General features: G+C 47.5%; 21 protein-coding genes. 10 read left to right on the top strand and 11 right to left on the bottom strand.

Features of this window, described 5'->3' with window-relative positions; translation table 11 throughout:
• Window positions 1-107: 107 nt before the first annotated feature.
• The 5 genes from HUX64_RS03770 (at window position 108) to thpR (ending at window position 7,278) form a co-directional block, all read left to right on the top strand.
• On the top strand, window positions 108-440 hold the full coding sequence (locus HUX64_RS03770) for a GNAT family N-acetyltransferase (protein WP_174624906.1): 333 nt from the start codon (window positions 108-110) through the stop codon (window positions 438-440).
• A gap of 213 nt (window positions 441-653) precedes the next feature.
• Window positions 654-2,609 carry an acetoacetate--CoA ligase gene (locus HUX64_RS03765; protein ID WP_174624902.1) on the top strand — a complete coding sequence of 652 codons (1,956 nt, stop codon included), beginning with the start codon at window positions 654-656 and terminating at the stop codon, window positions 2,607-2,609.
• A 915-nt stretch (window positions 2,610-3,524) separates the two neighbouring features.
• A complete protein-coding gene (gene trkA / locus HUX64_RS03760; protein WP_174624901.1) occupies window positions 3,525-4,892 on the top strand; it encodes a Trk system potassium transporter TrkA in 1,368 nt (455 codons plus the stop codon).
• Between the two features lie 141 nt (window positions 4,893-5,033).
• Window positions 5,034-6,491 carry a TrkH family potassium uptake protein gene (locus HUX64_RS03755; protein ID WP_174624900.1) on the top strand — a complete coding sequence of 486 codons (1,458 nt, stop codon included), beginning with the start codon at window positions 5,034-5,036 and terminating at the stop codon, window positions 6,489-6,491.
• A 250-nt stretch (window positions 6,492-6,741) separates the two neighbouring features.
• Window positions 6,742-7,278 carry an RNA 2',3'-cyclic phosphodiesterase gene (gene thpR, locus HUX64_RS03750; RefSeq protein ID WP_174624899.1) on the top strand — a complete coding sequence of 179 codons (537 nt, stop codon included), beginning with the start codon at window positions 6,742-6,744 and terminating at the stop codon, window positions 7,276-7,278.
• 43 nt (window positions 7,279-7,321) lie between these two features.
• On the opposite strand, the gene xseA is transcribed toward thpR, so the two are convergent.
• Window positions 7,322-8,683: an exodeoxyribonuclease VII large subunit gene (gene xseA / locus HUX64_RS03745; RefSeq protein WP_174624898.1), complete on the bottom strand. Its 1,362-nt coding sequence runs from the start codon at window positions 8,681-8,683 to the stop codon at window positions 7,322-7,324.
• Window positions 8,684-8,770: 87 nt separating this feature from the next.
• The gene (locus HUX64_RS03740; RefSeq protein ID WP_174624897.1) at window positions 8,771-9,490 is read right to left on the bottom strand and encodes a flagellar brake protein; all 720 of its coding nucleotides are present in this window, start codon (window positions 9,488-9,490) and stop codon (window positions 8,771-8,773) included.
• Between the two features lie 83 nt (window positions 9,491-9,573).
• Between HUX64_RS03740 and HUX64_RS03735 the strand changes: the two genes are divergently transcribed.
• Genes HUX64_RS03735 through HUX64_RS03725 form a run of 3 tightly spaced genes read left to right on the top strand, consistent with a single transcriptional unit; the run spans window position 9,574 to window position 10,509 of the window.
• Window positions 9,574-9,894: a DMT family transporter gene (locus HUX64_RS03735; protein ID WP_174624896.1), complete on the top strand. Its 321-nt coding sequence runs from the start codon at window positions 9,574-9,576 to the stop codon at window positions 9,892-9,894.
• Window position 9,895: 1 nt separating this feature from the next.
• Window positions 9,896-10,186 (top strand): sulfurtransferase complex subunit TusB, encoded by a 291-nt coding sequence (tusB, locus tag HUX64_RS03730; RefSeq protein ID WP_174624895.1) that lies wholly within the window; start codon window positions 9,896-9,898, stop codon window positions 10,184-10,186.
• Window positions 10,177-10,509, top strand: a complete 333-nt coding sequence (locus HUX64_RS03725; RefSeq protein ID WP_174624894.1) for a TusE/DsrC/DsvC family sulfur relay protein — start codon at window positions 10,177-10,179, stop codon at window positions 10,507-10,509. The genes tusB and HUX64_RS03725 overlap by 10 nt, the downstream gene beginning before the upstream one ends.
• Window positions 10,510-10,528: 19 nt before the next feature.
• On the opposite strand, the gene HUX64_RS03720 is transcribed toward HUX64_RS03725, so the two are convergent.
• Genes HUX64_RS03720 through rraA form a run of 3 tightly spaced genes read right to left on the bottom strand, consistent with a single transcriptional unit; the run spans window position 10,529 to window position 12,445 of the window.
• Window positions 10,529-10,921, bottom strand: coding sequence for an RNA-binding S4 domain-containing protein (locus HUX64_RS03720; protein ID WP_174624893.1), 393 nt, complete (start codon window positions 10,919-10,921; stop codon window positions 10,529-10,531).
• A gap of 52 nt (window positions 10,922-10,973) precedes the next feature.
• Window positions 10,974-11,924, bottom strand: a complete 951-nt coding sequence (ispH, locus tag HUX64_RS03715) for a 4-hydroxy-3-methylbut-2-enyl diphosphate reductase (protein ID WP_174624892.1) — start codon at window positions 11,922-11,924, stop codon at window positions 10,974-10,976.
• 35 nt (window positions 11,925-11,959) lie between these two features.
• On the bottom strand, window positions 11,960-12,445 hold the full coding sequence (rraA, locus tag HUX64_RS03710; protein WP_174624891.1) for a ribonuclease E activity regulator RraA: 486 nt from the start codon (window positions 12,443-12,445) through the stop codon (window positions 11,960-11,962).
• A gap of 97 nt (window positions 12,446-12,542) precedes the next feature.
• Between rraA and HUX64_RS03705 the strand changes: the two genes are divergently transcribed.
• Window positions 12,543-12,683: a hypothetical protein gene (locus HUX64_RS03705; RefSeq protein ID WP_174624890.1), complete on the top strand. Its 141-nt coding sequence runs from the start codon at window positions 12,543-12,545 to the stop codon at window positions 12,681-12,683.
• Window positions 12,684-12,749: 66 nt separating this feature from the next.
• Here the strand turns inward: HUX64_RS03705 and dtd are convergent, their stop codons facing one another.
• The 3 genes from dtd to HUX64_RS03690 form a co-directional block, all read right to left on the bottom strand.
• The gene (gene dtd / locus HUX64_RS03700; RefSeq protein ID WP_174624889.1) at window positions 12,750-13,187 is read right to left on the bottom strand and encodes a D-aminoacyl-tRNA deacylase; all 438 of its coding nucleotides are present in this window, start codon (window positions 13,185-13,187) and stop codon (window positions 12,750-12,752) included.
• Window positions 13,188-13,347: 160 nt separating this feature from the next.
• A complete protein-coding gene (locus tag HUX64_RS03695) occupies window positions 13,348-13,716 on the bottom strand; it encodes a gamma-glutamylcyclotransferase family protein (protein WP_174624888.1) in 369 nt (122 codons plus the stop codon).
• 110 nt (window positions 13,717-13,826) lie between these two features.
• On the bottom strand, window positions 13,827-14,156 hold the full coding sequence (locus tag HUX64_RS03690) for a DUF4760 domain-containing protein (RefSeq protein ID WP_174624887.1): 330 nt from the start codon (window positions 14,154-14,156) through the stop codon (window positions 13,827-13,829).
• Window positions 14,157-14,306: 150 nt separating this feature from the next.
• Between HUX64_RS03690 and HUX64_RS03685 the strand changes: the two genes are divergently transcribed.
• Window positions 14,307-15,119, top strand: a complete 813-nt coding sequence (locus HUX64_RS03685) for a thermonuclease family protein (protein WP_174624905.1) — start codon at window positions 14,307-14,309, stop codon at window positions 15,117-15,119.
• Between the two features lie 37 nt (window positions 15,120-15,156).
• Here HUX64_RS03685 and HUX64_RS03680 read toward each other — a convergent pair whose 3' ends face one another.
• From HUX64_RS03680 to HUX64_RS03670, 3 genes are read right to left on the bottom strand one after another with little or no spacing between them, the layout of a single operon-like run.
• Complete coding sequence (locus HUX64_RS03680) at window positions 15,157-15,720, bottom strand: chorismate--pyruvate lyase family protein (RefSeq protein ID WP_174624886.1); 564 nt, start codon at window positions 15,718-15,720, stop codon at window positions 15,157-15,159.
• Window positions 15,721-15,727: 7 nt separating this feature from the next.
• Window positions 15,728-17,818, bottom strand: a complete 2,091-nt coding sequence (gene recG, locus HUX64_RS03675; RefSeq protein ID WP_174624885.1) for an ATP-dependent DNA helicase RecG — start codon at window positions 17,816-17,818, stop codon at window positions 15,728-15,730.
• Window positions 17,819-17,871: 53 nt separating this feature from the next.
• Window positions 17,872-18,273, bottom strand: a complete 402-nt coding sequence (locus HUX64_RS03670) for a RidA family protein (protein ID WP_174624884.1) — start codon at window positions 18,271-18,273, stop codon at window positions 17,872-17,874.
• Between the last annotated feature and the right edge of the window lie 21 nt (window positions 18,274-18,294).

The raw sequence follows: 18,294 nt of genomic DNA, 5'->3' as shown, positions 1-18,294 counted from the left end.
CCGCCATGCCCCCTCACTCAAATTACTCGGGTAACGTTTTTTCCGTTTTTTGTGCTCATACTATTTATTTCATAATCAAAATTGATACCTTATGGGCGAAAAGATGAATTTCCAAACAGCTTCTTAGCGAAATTTCCGGCGCTCATGCCCTCGATTTCCTGGCGGAGGGAGGCAAGCGGGTGTTTTATGTCAGCGGTCTGGGAGTGGATCCTGGTTTTCGACGCTGCCATATTGCCGAGCGACTCTCTGTGGCGCTTATTAATGAGCTTCGCAGTCAAGGCTTCACCTACCGCCTCGGACGAACGGATATTTCAGCCAGGGGAATGAGGGCTCTCTATGCCAAGCTTGGATTCCAGGAGCTGCCCATACATGATTCCCTGTATCCGGAACGAAGCTACTGGCTGCTCCGGCTTTGCGATTCAAAAGGGCAGGGAGGATAGTAAAGGCCGGCGGCTCAAGCCTGTTTATTATCAAGCGTGAAAGCGATGTGGCCTAAAGCAATGCCGGACAAGAGTGTCACATTAAAATTCATAGCGACTGTTATCTTCATTGAGCTTTTCTACAAAAATAGCGCTCCCGGTGAAATAGAAAGCCCTGAACTTACCTGAACCGTTTTCGCTCTTATCGAATGTATTTAGCCATCGGGGAACAACATGAATCCAGTGCTTTGGCAGCCGTCATCAGCACGGCGGCAAAACGCCAATATTACCCGCTTCATGAAAGCGGTGAGAGAGCGCTATGGTGTTAACATTGCCGAATATCATGCGCTTTACCAGTGGACTATTGAAAACCCCGCCGCTTTTTGGGATTTGCTGTGGGATTTTGCGGGTATTAAAGCCGCGCATAAAGGGAAGTTGGTTTTAGCGCATCAAGAAAGAATGCCCGGAGCCAAATGGTTTCCTGAGGCCCGGCTCAACTATGCGGAAAATTTATTGCGTCAGTGCGATAAGCGCCGCTTTGCAATCAGCTTTCAGGGAGAAAACGGCGCAACCCGACGGCTTTCCTATAGCGATCTCTATCGTCAGGTTTCCCGGCTTGCCCAAGCCCTCAAAAATGACAATGTCAGGCCCGGCGATCGCGTGGCCGGCGTCTTGCCAAATCTTCCCGAAGCCATTATCGCAATGCTGGCAACCGCCAGCCTCGGCGCAGTCTGGAGCAGTTGTTCACCGGATTTCGGGGTTGCGGGCATCTTGGACCGTTTCAGCCAGATCGAACCCAAGGTGCTGTTTGTCTGCGACGGCTATACTTTTAACGGCAAGGCATTTGCTAGGCAGGATCAGCTTGAACCGTTGCTCAAGGCGCTGCCATCGGTGCAGACTACCGTATTGATTCCTTATCTGAACAGCGAATCGTTCAGGGCCAGTCATCAGGTAGCGCTCTGGCAAGACTATCTCGGAAATTTTCCGGAAAACCGGCTGATAGAGTTTATGCCGATGGCGTTCGATGACCCGTTGTTTATTCTTTATTCTTCCGGCACGACGGGGCCGCCGAAATGTATTGTGCATGGAGTCGGGGGGACCTTGATCCAGCATCTGAAAGAACATTTGCTGCATGTGGACATCCATCCTGGCGAGCGTCTGTTTTATTACACCACCTGCGGCTGGATGATGTGGAACTGGCTGGCTTCCGCACTGGCAGCCGGTGCAGAATTGGTATTGTATGACGGCGCGCCGCTTTATCCCAAGGCTGACGCATTGTTTGACTTGATTGATGAATTTCAGATCACTGTTTTTGGAGTTTCCGCGAAGTATATCGACGCCCTCAAAAAATTCGCTGTTATCCCTAAAAAGTCCCATCACCTGTCATCGCTCAAGTCGATTTTATCGACCGGATCGCCGCTGGCGCCGGAAGCGTTCGATTTTGTCTACGAATCGGTCAAATCCGATGTCTGCCTGTCATCGATTTCCGGCGGCACGGACATTATTTCCTGCTTTGTGCTCGGTTGTCCTGTGTTGCCGGTGCGGCGCGGAGAGATCCAGTGCCGGGGGCTGGCGATGAACGTCGATGTTTTCGACGACAACGGCCGGCCGCTGTTAGAGGAAAAAGGCGAACTGGTCTGCAAGGCGCCCTTTCCATCGATGCCGGTCGGCTTCTGGAACGATCCCGATCAGCGCCGGTATCATGCGGCCTATTTTGAAAAATTTCCGGGCGTGTGGCGGCACGGCGATTATGTGGCGCTGACAGACAGCGGCGGCATGATCATTTACGGCCGTTCGGATGCCGTGCTCAATCCCGGAGGCGTTCGAATCGGCACCGCTGAAATTTATCGGCAAGTGGAGCAGCTGGATGAAGTTCTGGAAAGCCTGGTGGTCGGCCAGGACGTTGACGGGGATTGCCGGATCATTTTATTTGTCGTTCTGCCCCAGGGCGAGGCGTTATCGGAACAATTGAAAACGAAGATCAAACAGCAGATCAGGCAAAATGCATCGCCCCGGCATGTGCCGTCAGAAATTCTGCAGGTAAGCGCTATTCCCCGCACCAAAAACGGCAAAATCGCCGAACTGGCGGTACGCAATATCATTCATGGACAGCCGGTAAAAAATCAGCATGCCCTGGCCAATCCGGAGGCGCTGGAACAGTATTATCGAGTTAAGGAATTGATAAATTGAAACAACAAGTTCAGTTTTTTAGGCAGTTGACTGTTTAGCCCATACCCTGAACAAGTCCGCCATTAATCTATCCGGTCGGATCCCGTCCAAAGCCGGGTAATGCAAATCCGCTCTCCGGAGGGATGCTGGAATTCAGGCTACCGGGACGTTACAAAACGATTACCCCCAGCTAGGCCATGGCCCTGGGATACCGCTGCAGGGGGGATGGGAGAAATGTGTATAACCACATGCAGTTAGCCAGAGAGCAGGGCTTTTTAAATGAAAATACGAAGGCTATGCCGTAAATCAGGATCAGTCTGGCAAAGTATCGCCAGCAAGGCGGTTATTTGAATCGGATTTTACTCGAAGTAATCCCTTGTTTCCCATCCTTTCAAGCGCTTATCCGTGCAAACCAGCCAGAAGTAATCACCTCGCCTTGGCGGTTCCAGCTCCGGCTTTCAGGCAGGAAGCGCCTGCAGCCGAGCGCAGCGTCGTTTGCTTTCGGCAGACTCAAGACAGTGTGTCACTGCAAAATACACAGCCGGCTCGGCCGTATGCCCGCAAGTCCAACGGCACCGGCGGCTGATGCGCCGACGAGCTGCGACCCGTGTACTTCCATATCAGCTTTGTTGGATCCAGCTAGCTGATCGCTCGCCGCGGCGATGACGCGGGCCAGAGGATTTGCCGCTAACCGGTTGTCTACCGGAGCCAGCAACAGGTAATTGGTGTCTTAAGCAACAGAATGAACCGGTTCATGGCTATGCTGAGGGCAGGTAACTGAGTCAGGTATTTTAGCATTTACACGGAAAAGTCCGACCGCCTCAAATTTCTGAAAGTGTCCGAAAGTGTTAAACATCAGCTATTCCTGTAAAATATATAATTTCGTGTCAAAATTGCGACACCTCTTATGAATGTTTTATTTGGCATATTGGTTCAATGAAAATAGTGATCCTTGGCGCCGGCGTTACCGGCTCGTCAGTTGCCAGCGCATTGGCGAGTGAAGAGAATGATATTGTTGTTATTGATTTCAAACAGCAACTGCTCGATGCCTTAAAAGAAAGATTTGATATAGCGACGGTCACAGGTAATGCAGCTCATCCTACTGTTCTGGAACAGGCAGGGTTAGATACTGCCGACATGGTTATTGCGGTAACCGACCGTGATGAGACTAATATGCTGGCCTGCATGATTATCAATACGCTGTATAGCCGTCCTAAAACCATCGCGCGGGTACGGGCCATTGATTATCTGAAAAATCCGAAATTATTCGGTCCAGCGGGCATACCGGTAGATATTGTCATCAGTCCGGAACAGATGGTTATGGAATCAATTCGCAATTTAATCGACTTTCCCGGTGTTCTGCATATTTCCGATTTTGCTGAGGGCCTGGTACGGCTGTTTTCAGTTAAAGTGGTGAATGGCGGCTTTTTGACGGGTAAAAGAATTAATGACGTGAAGGAACGCCTGGCTGACGGCAAAATCCGCGTGGTGGCAATTTTTCGGCAAGGCGTGCCCCAGGCGGTGGATGGCGAAGCCATTGTAGCTACAGGCGATGAGGTTTTTTTCGTTGCGCCTCGCAATGAAGTGCGTCGAGTGTTGAAGGCATTGGACAAGCTGGAGGCCCCGTTAAATCGTATCATTATTGCCGGCGGCGGCCATATTGGCAAACGGTTGGCGCTGGCGCTGGAAAATGATCATCATGTAAAAATCATCGAAAAAGACCCTGTCAGGGCAAAAAAAATCGCCAATGATCTTGAACATACGGTGGTATTGAGGGGGGATTGCGTTGACGATACCTTGTTGCTGGATGAGTCCATCGACAATACCGATTTGTTTTGCGCCATCACCGATAATGACGGTGTAAACATTATTTCCGCTTCCCTGGCTAAAAATTTGGGCGCCCGCAAGGCCATCTGTCTACTTAATCATGTTTCTTACAGCAAATTATTACCCGGCACCGGTATTGATGTGGCTGTGCTCCCCAACCAGGAAACGCTGGGCAGCATTTTAAAGCATGTACGCAGAGGTGACGTAGCCCAGGTCAGTTCGTTATGCGGCGGCACCGCCGAAGCCATAGAGGCCATAGCCCATCGAAGCGGCGGCCCTCATTCAGTGGTTGGGCAACGGGTAGACAGTATAAAGTTTCCTGCCGGCATTGTGATGGGCGCATTGATTCGCCAGCAGCAAGTCATTCCAATCCATCATGACACAGTATTTGAAGAAGGCGATCATGTCATAATGTTTGCGAGGGAAAAAAAACTGGTTGCAGAGATCGAGAAGATTTTTCAGCCGCTTCAACCATAAGGGGCGCAACAACCGTGCTGATGATATTGTTTTGCGAACCTTTGCTGCTCTTTATGCCTCATTGTTCTGGCAGGCAACAATACGATAACCCAGTTTTTCGTCTTTTGCTGCTGTGGTGCAGCCTGGCTTTTAAATGCTGACATGAATGTCATTGTTATTATTATCCACGTCTTTGGCTTGGTCCTAATGGGATTTAGCGGCTTAATGGCCACCTGTCTGCTGACTTCCTTTATAGCCGGGGACGGCGCCGCTAGCGCTTTTTCCAAGGGCTCTTTAATTACCTTGCTGACCGGCGCTCTGATGTTTATCCCGACCCTGCGAACGCCCAAATCGGTATCAAGGCAAGCAGGGTTTCTGTTAGTGGCGATTACCTGGTCATTGACGCCGGTATTTTGTACTTTACCGCTGCTGTTTTATTTGCCGGGAATCAGTTTTATCGATGCTTATTTCGAAGTCGCTTCCGCTCTTACTACGACCGGCGCCACGGTTCTAAGCGATATTGACCATTTGCCGATGTCAATTAATCTCTGGCGACATGAGCTATGCTGGATTGCCGGCATGGGCATTATTATTTTTGCGGTCGCCATTTTACCTATTTTAGGTATCGGCGGCATGCAATTGTACAAAGCTGAATCGCCGGGAACTGTCAAGGAAGCCGATTTGCCTCCGCGCGTGGCCCAAACAGCAAAAGCATTATGGTTGGTTTATGCGGGCATTACGTTGGCCTGCATTATCGCTTTGCGATTGGCGGGAATGAACTGGTTTGATGCAATCTGTCATGCTTTTTCCGCGATGAGCTTGGGCGGTTTTTCCACGCATGACAGCAGTATAGGTTTTTTCGATTCCTTATCTGTCGAAGTGGTATTAACGGTATTTCAATTGCTGGCAGCCATCAATTTCGCCACTCATTATATCGTTTTTAAAAAACGCTCATTAAACCCTTATGGGCAGGACCGGGAGGCAAGGAGTTTTCTGCTGCTCATGTTAGTAAGCTGTGTGGTGTCGGCAGCGATTTTGCAGCACGCAGGAACCTATTCCGATTTCCTTACCGCTTTGCGCCATGCTTCATTTAATGTGGTCACTATTGCAACAGATTGCGGATTCTCTACCCAGGATTTTAATCAATGGCCTGTTTTTGTGCCTATGTGGATGCTGTTTTTGAGTTGTATTGCCGCCTCATCCGGTTCTACCGGCGGCGGTATTCGTATGATTCGGACAATTGTTCTTATGAGGCAAGCCCGACTGGAACTGTATAAATTTATCCATCCTTATGCCGTCAAGCCCCTGAAAATAGGCGATACTGTTGTCAGCCACGATATTGTTACTTCGATCACCGGTTTTATTTTTCTGTATTTTATGAGCATTGTAATTCTGGTATTTATGCTGCTGTTGAGCGGGCTGGATTTTATGACCTCTTTCTCCGCGATTATCGCCTGCTTCAACAATGCCGGTCCCGGCCTTGAGCAAGTGGGGCCGGCAATGACTTACGCCAGTTTGAGCGATTTTCAATCAGGCGTATGTATTCTGGCCATGCTGTTGGGCCGGGTACAAATATTCTCCATTGTGATTTTATTCGTGCCTGAGTTCTGGAAAAAATAAGTTCTGCCGCTCTATGAATTTGTCGAAGCTTATCTCTACTTTGTCAGATTACACGATCACTATTTTCCAAGATCGTCATTCCGGCATGGATTGCCGGAATCTAGGTTCCATGGATGGATTTGACCTTGCCATCCATGGCACTGGATACCCGCTTCCCGGCGAGTATGACGAGCTTGCACATTAATCTGACAAAGTAGAATTATTCACCGGCGTTATTATTCAGGCCGTCAATCAAATCAGGGCTTAATCAATGGCCAATGTTTCCAGACTATTTTTTGCTTTATGGCCTGACGATACCACCAGACAAAAGTTGGTGCGGTTGTGTCAGTCCATTCAGGCTAAAGAATTCAAATGGGTGCTGCCGCAAAATTTGCATGTAACCCTGGTGTTTTTAGGAAATATTGACACAAGCGCTGAATTATTAATTAAAAAAAGCGCCGCCGCTATTTCTGCCGAACCTTTTGTAGTAACGTTTGACCGGCTCACTTACTGGAAAAAACCCAAAGTGCTATGCCTTGCCTCTCGGCAGCCGCCGCCAAGTAAATTAATGATATTGGTCGAAGCGTTGGGTCTGGCGGTTGAAAATTGCGGTTTGCAAATTGACGCCAGGCCTTATGCGCCTCATATTACCCTGGCCAGACATGGCAACGCATGGGTTGATCAGGATTGCGAACCTGTCGTTTGGCAGGCCAACTCATTTTGTCTTGTTGAATCCTGTAGCAAGGCTGGCGGCGTTTTTTATAAGGTGATCGAGCAATGGCCGTTTGAAGCCGGATCTTTAGCGTAATCAGCAAGAAGCAAAAGGCGATATCTCTTCCGTATATTGACTGTTAATCATCTTCAATCGTCTGGATCTGACTGGTGAATTGACCGTGGGCAATGCGGGTTTGTACCATATCGCCCGGGGCCAACTGTTCGGTAGAGCGGACAAGCTGTCTGGAAGGCAGGTGGATAGCCATTGCATAACCTCGCTTCAATGTCGCCAGGGGACTGACAGCATGTAATGTCTGGCTTGAGTTTACTAAGCGCTGGTTTAACTGATCCAGTTTGTGTTGAGTTATGTTGATCAGGCATTTGCTTAAATAAAGTTGTCGCTGTTGATGATTTTTTATAAGTACGGCAGGATTAAATTGCCATAAATTAGCCATTTTAGTCTCAAGCTTGCTCAGATTATGGCGAAGCCTTATCTGAATGGCCTGATTAAGCCTTAACTCAAGCTCGTCCATTCGCTGCGCATTTCTTGCCATTTTCTTGCCGGGGTGCAGCTGCTGTAATCTTTTAGTTAACCAGCCTAATAACTGCTGCTTCTGGCTCAGTTTCCTCTGCAGTTGCTGTTGCAATCGAGCTTCGAAATAAATAAATTTGGCCAGCCATTCCTGATGGTCGGGAGTTGCATGTTCAGCCGCTGCCGAGGGCGTGGCTGCCCGCAAGTCTGCCGCAAAATCAGTGATGGTAACGTCGGTTTCGTGCCCTACGCCTGAAATGATTGGAATTTTGCTGGCAAAAATAGCCCGGGCAACGATTTCTTCATTGAAGGCCCAGAGATCTTCCAGTGATCCGCCGCCCCGTGCCAGAATAATCACATCGCATAGGTTGTGCTCATTAGCTGTGGCCAGTGCCCTGACAATTTCATTTTTTGCATTTTCTCCCTGTACTGCAACCGGATAAATAATAACCGGCACCGCCGCAAACCGCCTTTTTAAAACAGTCAGAATGTCCCTGATCGCAGCGCCTGACGGCGAGGTTATTATTCCTATGGCTTTTGGCAAGGCCGGCAGGCGTTGTTTGATGGCAATATCAAACAAACCTTCCTCTAGCAATTTACGTTTTAATGCATCAAACGCCTTGCGTAAAGCGCCGTCGCCGGCTTTTTCAATATGCTCGACAATAAGCTGGAAGTCGCCTCTAGGCTCATACAGACTGACCTGCGCTTTCACCACAACCTGTTTGCCGTTTTCAGGCTTGAAATCCAGTTTGCGCTGGTAAGTGCGAAACATTGCACAGCGTATCTGGGCGTTCGCATCTTTTAGAGAAAAATAGATATGTCCTGACGAGGGCGTACTCAAATTGGATATTTCACCTTCAACCAGAACAGTCAGAAAATGCTCGTTAAGCAGTTGACTGACTTCACGGTTCAGTTGGGTAACAGTCAGTATCAGGCGTTGTGCAGCAGGGTACGAGGAAATAGTCATGAATTAAACAAGGGGCAGGCATAAGGAACGGAATTCAAACTGCTATAAATCAACCAGAGGCAACAGTCCGGTTTAAGGTCAGAAGAGTCAAGTTTTAAATTTGTTTTCTCTCTCGATCTTCTGCATATAGCGCTGGATAGCGGATTCAAAGGCAGAAGTTATATGGGTAAATTTACAGCCTATTTTCTCAATTTTATTCAGTTTTACCGGGTTAATCAGATACACATTTCGTATTTCAAAAGAAACAGTATCTTCGTCTGCTTCCGCGAGTACAAGTCTGCATTGATCAAACTGCGCGTTAAGAACCAGCAAATGAGAAATTTCGCCTGCTTCATTAAGCATTGAAAAACCGGAGAGACTGATATCATATAACTTAAGATCGATTGGCTCCCGGTTTTCCAGTAACACCCTGCAGTAACTGGACTTTGAAACAGGTGATTTTACCCGGTAGAATTCTCTGCGCTGTATCCAAAGAATTACCTCAGGAATAGGCATGATGAATGCCGGACCTCCTTCATATTGAGTTTTTATCAGCCGGGTTACGGGGAAAGTGACTTTGATGCCAAGGTATTCAGTTTTGAAAATTGTATTGGCAGAATTAAGCGCTTGCTGACTTAAATATTCTTTTGGGGCATAATCCAGAATTAGCGAATGATTTTTTTTATCAATTTTTATTATGGTAGTAATGAAGGAATCGTTATTATCGCCAAAATTAGCGCTGATCAGGCATTTATTATTAAATAATAACGATAGATGACTGATTATTTGGGCTGGATTACCGATCAGGAACGAGGATTTGCTTTCCATTTATAATACTGGGCAATTTTCAGGTATATATCATCATGCTATTGTAAAATATCTTAAATATATACACAAAGAAAGGGGTAATCGTGGCGTGGGTGCTTTTATTTTCTGCGGGTTTCGCCGAAATAGTGTTTGCTTTAAGTCTTAAATATAATCAGGGATTTACCAAACTGTGGCCCAGCATAGGCACAATGGTGTCCGCTGTGGTCAGTTTCTATTTGTTGATGATGGCAATAAAAACCTTGCCGCTGGGAACCGCTTATGCTGTCTGGACCGGTATGGGAGCAGTTGGAGTGGCTTTAGCGGGCATTGTCCTGTTTAAGGAATCGGCCGACTTATATCGGCTGGTGTCGCTTGCCCTGGTAGTCGTCGGCATTATCGGCCTTAAATTGACTGATAAAAATTAGCGTGTTGCACCTTGTTTTTCAATCGCCTATTGAGACTGCCATCCTGGAACGAAGTGATTCTGGCGATGTAATCGTCTTCCTTGAAAACTCGGTTCTGCGCATTTTGCAAAAAGGGGCGCTAAGTGACAGCTTAAGCCGGCAACTCACCACCAATCGGCTTTGTGTATTATCCGATGACATAAGCGTGCGTGGAATAATGGCTGAGGAGCTGGTTAAGGGAATAGAAGTAATTGACTATGCTGAGCTGGTTGACCTGACTATTAAAAATACGGTAATTCAATCATGGTGTTGATAGTTAAAAAGCTGTGTCCTGAAACAAGCGAACAGGGCTTTTTAGTGAATCCCGCGGACTGGAGCGAAGAAGTCGCAAAGCGGCTTGCCGAGTTAAATAATATCTCGTTGCAAGAAGGCCACTGGGAAATTATTTTGTTTATGCGTGATTTTTACAAGCGCTTCAAGTACCTGCCAAATAGCCGTGTGTTCATTAAGGCAGTGGCCAGGGAACTTGGAGATAATAAAGGCAATAGCCGGTATTTGCATAAATTGTTTCCTGACGGGCCATTGAAATATGCCTGCAAGCTGGCTGGATTGCCTAAACCGCCCACCTGTTTGTAGAGAAGTGGATGACGCCTTTCTATTTTTGCTTGAAACTGTGAATCAGCCGTCTTTCTTTCTTGTTCGGTTTGTGATTGCTGGCGCTGAAATCAAATAATTCCCGCTGTTCACGACGCTGAATGGTTTGTTGTTCACGTCTGGCTAGACTTTCACTACTTTCTTCGTAGAGTAAAGCCGCTTCCTTAGCCGGGCGGCGTTGGCTTGAGATAGCAGTAATTGTAATTTCCCAGAGACAGCTGTCCCTGGTTATGGAAAGAGCGGCGCCCGGTTTAACTTCCTTGCCGGGTTTGGCGCGCTGGCCGTTAACATGTACTTTCCCGCCTGAGATGGCCTCGGCGGCCAGTTTGCGCGTCTTAAAAAAACGCGCAGTCCATAACCATTTATCCAGACGGATTGATTCCAGTTCAGCCATACAGTACTTTTAATATTTTGTCTCTGACCTAAAGTGGGATGTCAGACAGAAATCAGTGTTCCAACTGTTTCTTTAATTCTCTGGGCAATGAAAAGACGACTTTTTCTTCTATGCCCTGATTCTCGATAGTCGATTGCCCGCCCCATTGCCTTAACTGATTGATAACTTCCTGGACCAGTACTTCCGGTGCGGAAGCGCCGGCGGTAACGCCGACCACGGCAATTCCCTCAAACCAGCTCTGCTGCATATCATCGGCAGTATCTATCAGATAGGCCCTCTTGCCCAACTGTTCAGCAATCTCGCGCAGGCGGTTGGAATTGGAGCTGTTAGGCGAACCCACTACAAGAATGGTATCGGCTGTTTTAGCCAGTTCATAGACAGCATCCTGACGGTTCTGGGTGGCGTAGCAGATGTCATCTTTTTTCTGTTCCTGAATGGCCGTAAAGCGCGCTCTCAAAGCATCCACCATGATTTTGGTATCAGTCATTGATAAGGTAGTCTGCGTCACATAAGCCAGATTTTTCGGATTGTTTACTACCAGATTTTCAACATCCTGCGGCGTTTCCACCAAATAGATGCCGCCATTTTTTGTCGCTTTTTCATACTGGCCCATGGTGCCTTCAACCTCCGGATGTCCGGCATGACCGATAAGAATCACTTCGCGATCCGATTTTGCATGTTTGGCAACCTGCAAATGAACTTTGGTGACCAGAGGGCAAGTAGCATCAAAAACTGTTAAATTACGTTCTTTAGCTTCCTGCTGTACCTGTTTGGAAACGCCGTGGGCGCTAAATATCAAATAGGAACCGACCGGCACGTCATTTAAATTTTCAATGAAAATGGCGCCTTTTTTTTTAAGACCGTCAACCACCGTCCGGTTGTGCACAACTTCGTGCCGTACATAAATCGGCGCCCCGAAGGCTTCGATGGCCTGATCAACAATTTCAATGGCGCGGTCTACGCCGGCGCAGAATCCCCGTGGGTTGGCAAGTACAATTTGCATAGTTTGGCTTCTTTAAGTTGGAGTGTTGAGTTATTTTAACTCAACAGGGTTTCAGATACGATGATTCCATCGGTATCGGCATATAAATAATGATTTTTTCTGAAATTGACGCCGGCAAAAGTGATTAACAGATCGCGGTCGCCATGGCCGGATTTATGGCTCTTTAGAGGATGGGTATGCAATGCGCGAATGCCAATGGGAAGTTTATCAATAATGGCGCAATCCCGGATGCAGCCATAAATCACCATGCCCTGCCAGCCATTGTCAATGGCAATCCTGGCCAGATTATCGCCGACCAGCGCGCACCGGTGCGAACCGCCGCCATCAATAACGAGTACTCTATTTTCAACTTTCTGTTCCAGAATTGCTTTGACCAGAACATTATCCTCGAAAACTTTCACCGTGGTGATCTGCCCGCAAAAGGCAGGCCTGGCGCCATAAGGCCTGAACAGAGGCTCGGCAATCTGAAAATATTCTTCATCGGAATGCGCATCGCAAAGATCGGCAGTAGTAAAAGTCATGGTTCAAGACCCGAAAATGAATGTTTGGGCGGGTTAATGGTCTGTATGACATATTCTATAGCAAGCTTCTTGTTCAGGCCAAAAAAGCAAAATTTAAATGTGGATAGTGTTATTTATAATCGCCTGCATGTTTGTTCTGGGTAATGCCTTGATTCTCCTGCGCACGGCAAAAAAGCCGAAAATTCCTGATAATGTGAAAGCACAGCCTTACGATAACAACAATTCCAGTAATGGGTAGTAATGCTGCTGCAGATATAGGTGCATTATTTAAATAGCCAAGAGAGAACAGGGGTAGCTTATAAGGTCAGGTTTTCAGCATAAAGGTAACCGGGCCGTCATTAACCAGGGAAATCTGCATATCGGCTCCAAACCGGCCGAACTCCACCTTGGGATAAGTTGTTTTTGCCTTATGCTCAAGATATTCGAACAGTTGCCGGCCTTTTTCCGGCGCTGCGGCCGAGCTAAAACCCGGGCGATTGCCTTTTTGCGTATCTGCTGCAAGCGTAAATTGTGGAACCAGTAACAGGCCTCCGTTGATATCTCTTAAACTCAGGTTCATGCGGTCATTGTCATCTGCAAATATCCGGTAGTTGAGGATGCGCTCAAGCAAGCGCTCGGCATCTTTTTGCGTATCATTTTTTTCAACCGCCACCAGCGCCATAATGCCGGTATCGATTTTGCCGGTATCCTGGTTGTCAATCGTGACTTTGGCGGTGGCTACTCTTTGGATAATGGTGATCATGAGGTTTCGCGGAGTCGATTAATTTTGTTGTTTTCAATTCATGGAAGCGCTGCTACTTCCTTAACTGGCGCAGTTACTATTTGAATGAAAAGAATGAAGGCCGGCGCGTCACAACTCAAGCAGGTCTCAGCTCTGGAAATTTAAGAAACTGCAGGCTCAATCAGCTCAAGGCCTTCAGTGGGCGATTATAGAGGTAGACCCATGCAGTAATGCCACTCCCGCTCCTGAGAAATACTTCTTGTTTTTCACGTATGTATTCGTTGGGTTGAGAGAATTCCGGTCCGTATTCTTCATACTGGTCCAGACGCAGGAGCACAATATCTGCATGGTGAAGTAGATAGACTTCACCGTGCACTATAGCATTAGGATCATTAGAAGGAACCACGCCTGGATAATCGTTAACTTTATAGAGCTTGCCGCGATAAGTGGCCTCATCCACAAATTCGGCATGCTTTGCCAAGAGGTGATGCATTTCGCTATTTGTGCCGCGTCTGAGTGTTCCATAAACAAATATATACTCGTAATTCATGACTCTTGATTTAATTTTCGAAACTTTCTGACGAGTTTGATTAAGCCCTTAAAATTTTGCTCTTCCAAGTATTTTACAATGAAGTCATGCTTACCCAAACCCCGTATATACTATTCGAACATTGATTGAACTTCATTTATCTCAAGCTGTTTCAGTTGCACGAGGCTTGCGCTGAACTCAAAAAAATTCAGATAATCGACAAATTTTTCTTCAAGTAATTCATCCGAATGATTTGCTAGTACCACTTGAAATTGACGAATCTTATCTTCATTACCATAATCCAGCAACTGGCGTATCTCAGCATATTTAGCTTTGTAGAAAAACTTCTCAAATAATAAAAAGAGGACTTGTGCCCTTTGATATTTGCTATTCTGAGTGTAAATGTAGAGGGTGTAACCGCCACCGATAAGTGCTGCTACTAGAGTAATAATATCTGTCATATTTTCAGGCTAATGTAAGTAAACATTTATGTGAATAACTATAAGGTATCATAGTTGGTTGAAAATTTATTTTATCGGGCGAAAACCCATCCTACTCACTTTCTGAGCCTTTTAATAGAAGGCTCATTATTTTTGAAACTAGATAACTTCATGAAGTTATTATTGTTATTATTGTTATGGCTGCCGTCGTGGACAAGCGCGCAAATCTATGAATGGCAAGATAAAAGCGGTGGTACGCACTTCTCCGACCGCTCTTATCCGCAGGCCAAACTGGTCGATATCAAGCCCGGCTATGGCTTTTACCGGGTTAAAACGGTTTACGATGGCGATACGGTCGTGCTGGAGGATGGCCGTAAAATCAGATTGCTCGGCATTAATACGCCGGAAGTTCAACACCGCGACAAGATGGCGGATGCGGGCGGCGAAGACGCCAGGCGCTGGTTAATTAATAAACTTCAGAATAGCAAAATAAGGCTGCTGACCGATGCCGAAAAAAAGGATAAATACGGCAGAACCTTAGCCCATTTGTTTACTGAAAAAAAAGAACATATTAACTTGTCCCTGGTTGCCGCCGGCCTGGCGGAAGTCAGCATTTACCCGCCTAATCTATTTTATGCAGATGAGCTGGTCAAAGCCCAGAGTCTGGCGGAAAAAGCCAGGCTCGGTATTTGGCGGCGGCCGGAATACGCTGTTATACCTGTGAACCGCCTTAATGCCGAGGACCATGCCGGCTGGACTCGTCTGGCGGGGAAAGTTGTTAATATTCGCAGTAGCCGAAAGTTTGTTTATCTTGAATTTTCCCGGCAATTTGAAGCGCGTATTGAGCGCAAATGGTTGTCATTGTTTCCGGACATAAATGGCTATCTCGGGAAATATATCGAGGTGCGCGGCTGGCTGAACAGGAACAGAGGGCGATATTCGATGTTAATTCGCCATCCCAGCGCTATTAAAGTTCCGCTTTAGGTAAGATTGATTTGTCCGCTGCGTGTGAATTTGCAGCCTAGATAATTTTCAGAAGTTCCGGAAGAAAGAATTCACTCACGAGCATTTGCCTGTGCCTGATGGCGTAAACAGTTCTTCTGCCCCATACCGGCTGTTCGAGTTTGGCTTCATTCCTTGCCGCCTGAGTCCATGTGGATTGATGAATCAAGGTGACATCCATTTCCATGCGTTCCAGTGCGGGGTCAGAGAAGATCACCTCTCCCAAGGGCCGGTTGCCCAGATGAGACAAATTACTGCGGGCAACTTTTATGGTCTTCTCCGGAATGATGGTTCTGGCCATAATCAGCGGCTTGCCGTCAGCATGAAGTAAAACCTCACGGGTCAGGCTGTATTTGTTTTCAGCTAATTTGAGCAGCCTGCGCTCACTTAAAAATGGCATATGCCATTGATGAAATAGAATTTTGACGGCAATGGAATTGCCGTAATAGCTGCGAAGCCGCCGGGTCAGTGAGCCAGGCTCGTAAGTCCATGATTGGACAGCTTCGGGGAGGGTGCGGCGAATACCCTGGCGGTTTTCAATCCACAGCGGCTCCCGGCTGAATAAAAAGCTTTTAATAGCCAAACCCGGACTAAACCTCTGAATATTCCGTCGATGTGCCCAGCCAGCGATCACACAAAGGCTGTATGGCGTGTGGCGAGTCCTTGAAAAATCTGTCGCCGGTCTGCTGAATATCATTCAGTAAATCAGAATCCCTGGCTAAATCAGCGATTTTAAAATGCATTTGCCCGGTTTGCCGGGTACCCATCACTTCGCCGGGACCGCGCAATTGCAGATCTTTTTCGGCGATGACGAAGCCGTCATTGCTATCCCTCAGTATTCCCAGCCTATGGCGGGCGGTGTCTGATAAAGGTGATTGATACATCAGCAAACAGTAGCTGTCGCCTTCGCCGCGGCCGACCCGTCCGCGCAGCTGGTGGAGTTGGGAAAGACCGAGCCGTTCGGGATTTTCTATAATCATTAAACCGGCATTGGGCACATCGACGCCGACTTCGATAACGGTAGTGGCGACCAGTAAATCAATCTGGTGATTCTTGAATGCCCGCATGATCGCTTCCTTTTCAACAGCTTTCATACGGCCATGAATCAGCGACACCCGCACGGCAGGCAGGGTTTCAGTCAGAAGTTGCGCGGTTTTTTCCGCGGCTTCGCACTGCAGCGCTTCCGATTCTTCAATCAGCGTGCAGACCCAATAGGCTTGCCGTTTTTTATCTACCCAACTGTTAATTCTTTGGACCACATCGGCTCGCCGTTCAGAAGGAATAATGCTGGTTACGACCGGTTTCCTGCCGGGCGGCAGTTCATCAATAATGGAAATATCCAGATCGGAATATTGCAGCATTGCCAGAGTGCGCGGAATCGGGGTGGCAGTCATGACGAGTTGATGCGGTCTGATATTGTCCTGCTGGCCTTTTTCTCTGAGCGCTAGACGTTGATGAACTCCGAACCGGTGCTGTTCATCGATGATGATTAAACCGAGGCGGTGAAAATTAACGCTTTCCTGAAATAAGGCATGGGTGCCGATAACAATGCCTGTCGAGCCGTCTGCGAGCGACTCCAGCACGTCTTTTCGCTGACTGCTTTTAAGCTGTCCGGTCAGAAAACCAACATGGGTCTGAAAATTCTCAAACCATGCGCTGAAATTGCGAAAATGCTGTTCCGCCAGTAATTCCGTTGGCGCCATGACAGCAACCTGATAACCGGCTGTTAAAGCCAGTAAGGCTGCGTAGGCAGAGACCACCGTTTTGCCTGAGCCGACATCGCCCTGAATCAGCCTCATCATCGGCTGCGGCCGGCGGCAGTCTGCTTCAATTTCCGCCATTACGCGCTGCTGAGCGTCGGTCAACCTAAAACGCAGGGAGCGAATGAAATGATCGGTTGCGGTTTTATCGCTGATAAATTCGGGTGCCTGCCAGACCCTGATTTTATTCCTGGTTTTCCGAAGACTCAGATGATGGGCGAGAAGCTCTTCAAATGCGAGCCTTTTCAGAGCGGGTACGCTGCCGTTTTGTAATGCCTCGATTGAAACTGATTCATCCGGCGCATGCAAGGTCTGCAAGGCCTCGGATAATGAAGGATAGCGATACTGCTTTAGAACTGCTTCGGGAATCCAGTCTGCTAAAAGCTGATTTTCTTCACTGCAAAGCCTTAACGCCTGTTTTATCGCCTTCCTTAAAGTAGCTTGTTTCACACCTTCAGTCAGAGGATAAACAGGAGTCAGGCATGTTTCGGTAATGCAGGAATCCGGCTTTGAGAGAATAGCGTAGTCCGGATGAACCATTTCCAGGCCGGCAAAACCCTGGCGAACTTCACTAAAACAACTGATCATCGTGCCGGGTTTTAGCAGAGTGTGCTGGGCGCCGGCGAAGTGAAAGAATTTTATCGAGATAAAACCGGTGCCATCGCTCACTCTGCATATCAGGCTTTTGCGGCCTCTGCTTAAAATATCGGTGAACTCCACTTTACCGCAGATGAGAACCGTCATTCCCGCCGCTAAAGAGCCAATGGGATAGATGCGGGTTCGGTCTTCATAACGGTGAGGCAGGTGAAAAATGAGATCCTGAATAATGCGGATACCGAGCTTTTCAAGGCGACGGGCAGTTTGCGCGCCAACTCCTGCCAATGAATCTACCGATTGATTAAGATAATCCGGATTTTTCATTAACGGGAATGATTAGTCTGGGCAGGATTGCTCTGGTATTTCCGAATGGGGGATTAAAGGGAATAATCCTGCGGTTTCAGGTACATAATCGCATCCATTTCCACCTCGGCGGCTTTAGGCAAGGCGGCAACGCCAATGGCTGCACGTGCAGGGTAGGGCTCATGAAAATAGTTGCGCATGATTTCATTGACTATAGGAAAATGTGCCAGATCGGTTAGAAAAACAGTTAATTTAACAATATCGGAAAGATCGCCGCCGGCCGCCATAGCTACAGCCTTCAGGTTATTGAATACCTGGGTGATTTGCGCTGAGATATCGCCTTCAACCAGCATCATGGATTCCGGAACCAGCGGAATTTGACCTGAAAGATAAACAGTTTGTCCGACTTTAACCGCTTGTGAATAGGTTCCAATAGCTTGCGGCGCCTGAGCTGTACGGATAATTGTTTTTGTCATTTTTGCTCCTGAATATATTTT

This window comes from Candidatus Methylobacter favarea, assembly GCF_902806695.1.
Classification (GTDB): domain Bacteria; phylum Pseudomonadota; class Gammaproteobacteria; order Methylococcales; family Methylomonadaceae; genus Methylobacter_B; species Methylobacter_B favarea.
This window is presented reverse-complemented; position numbering and strand designations above follow the sequence as displayed.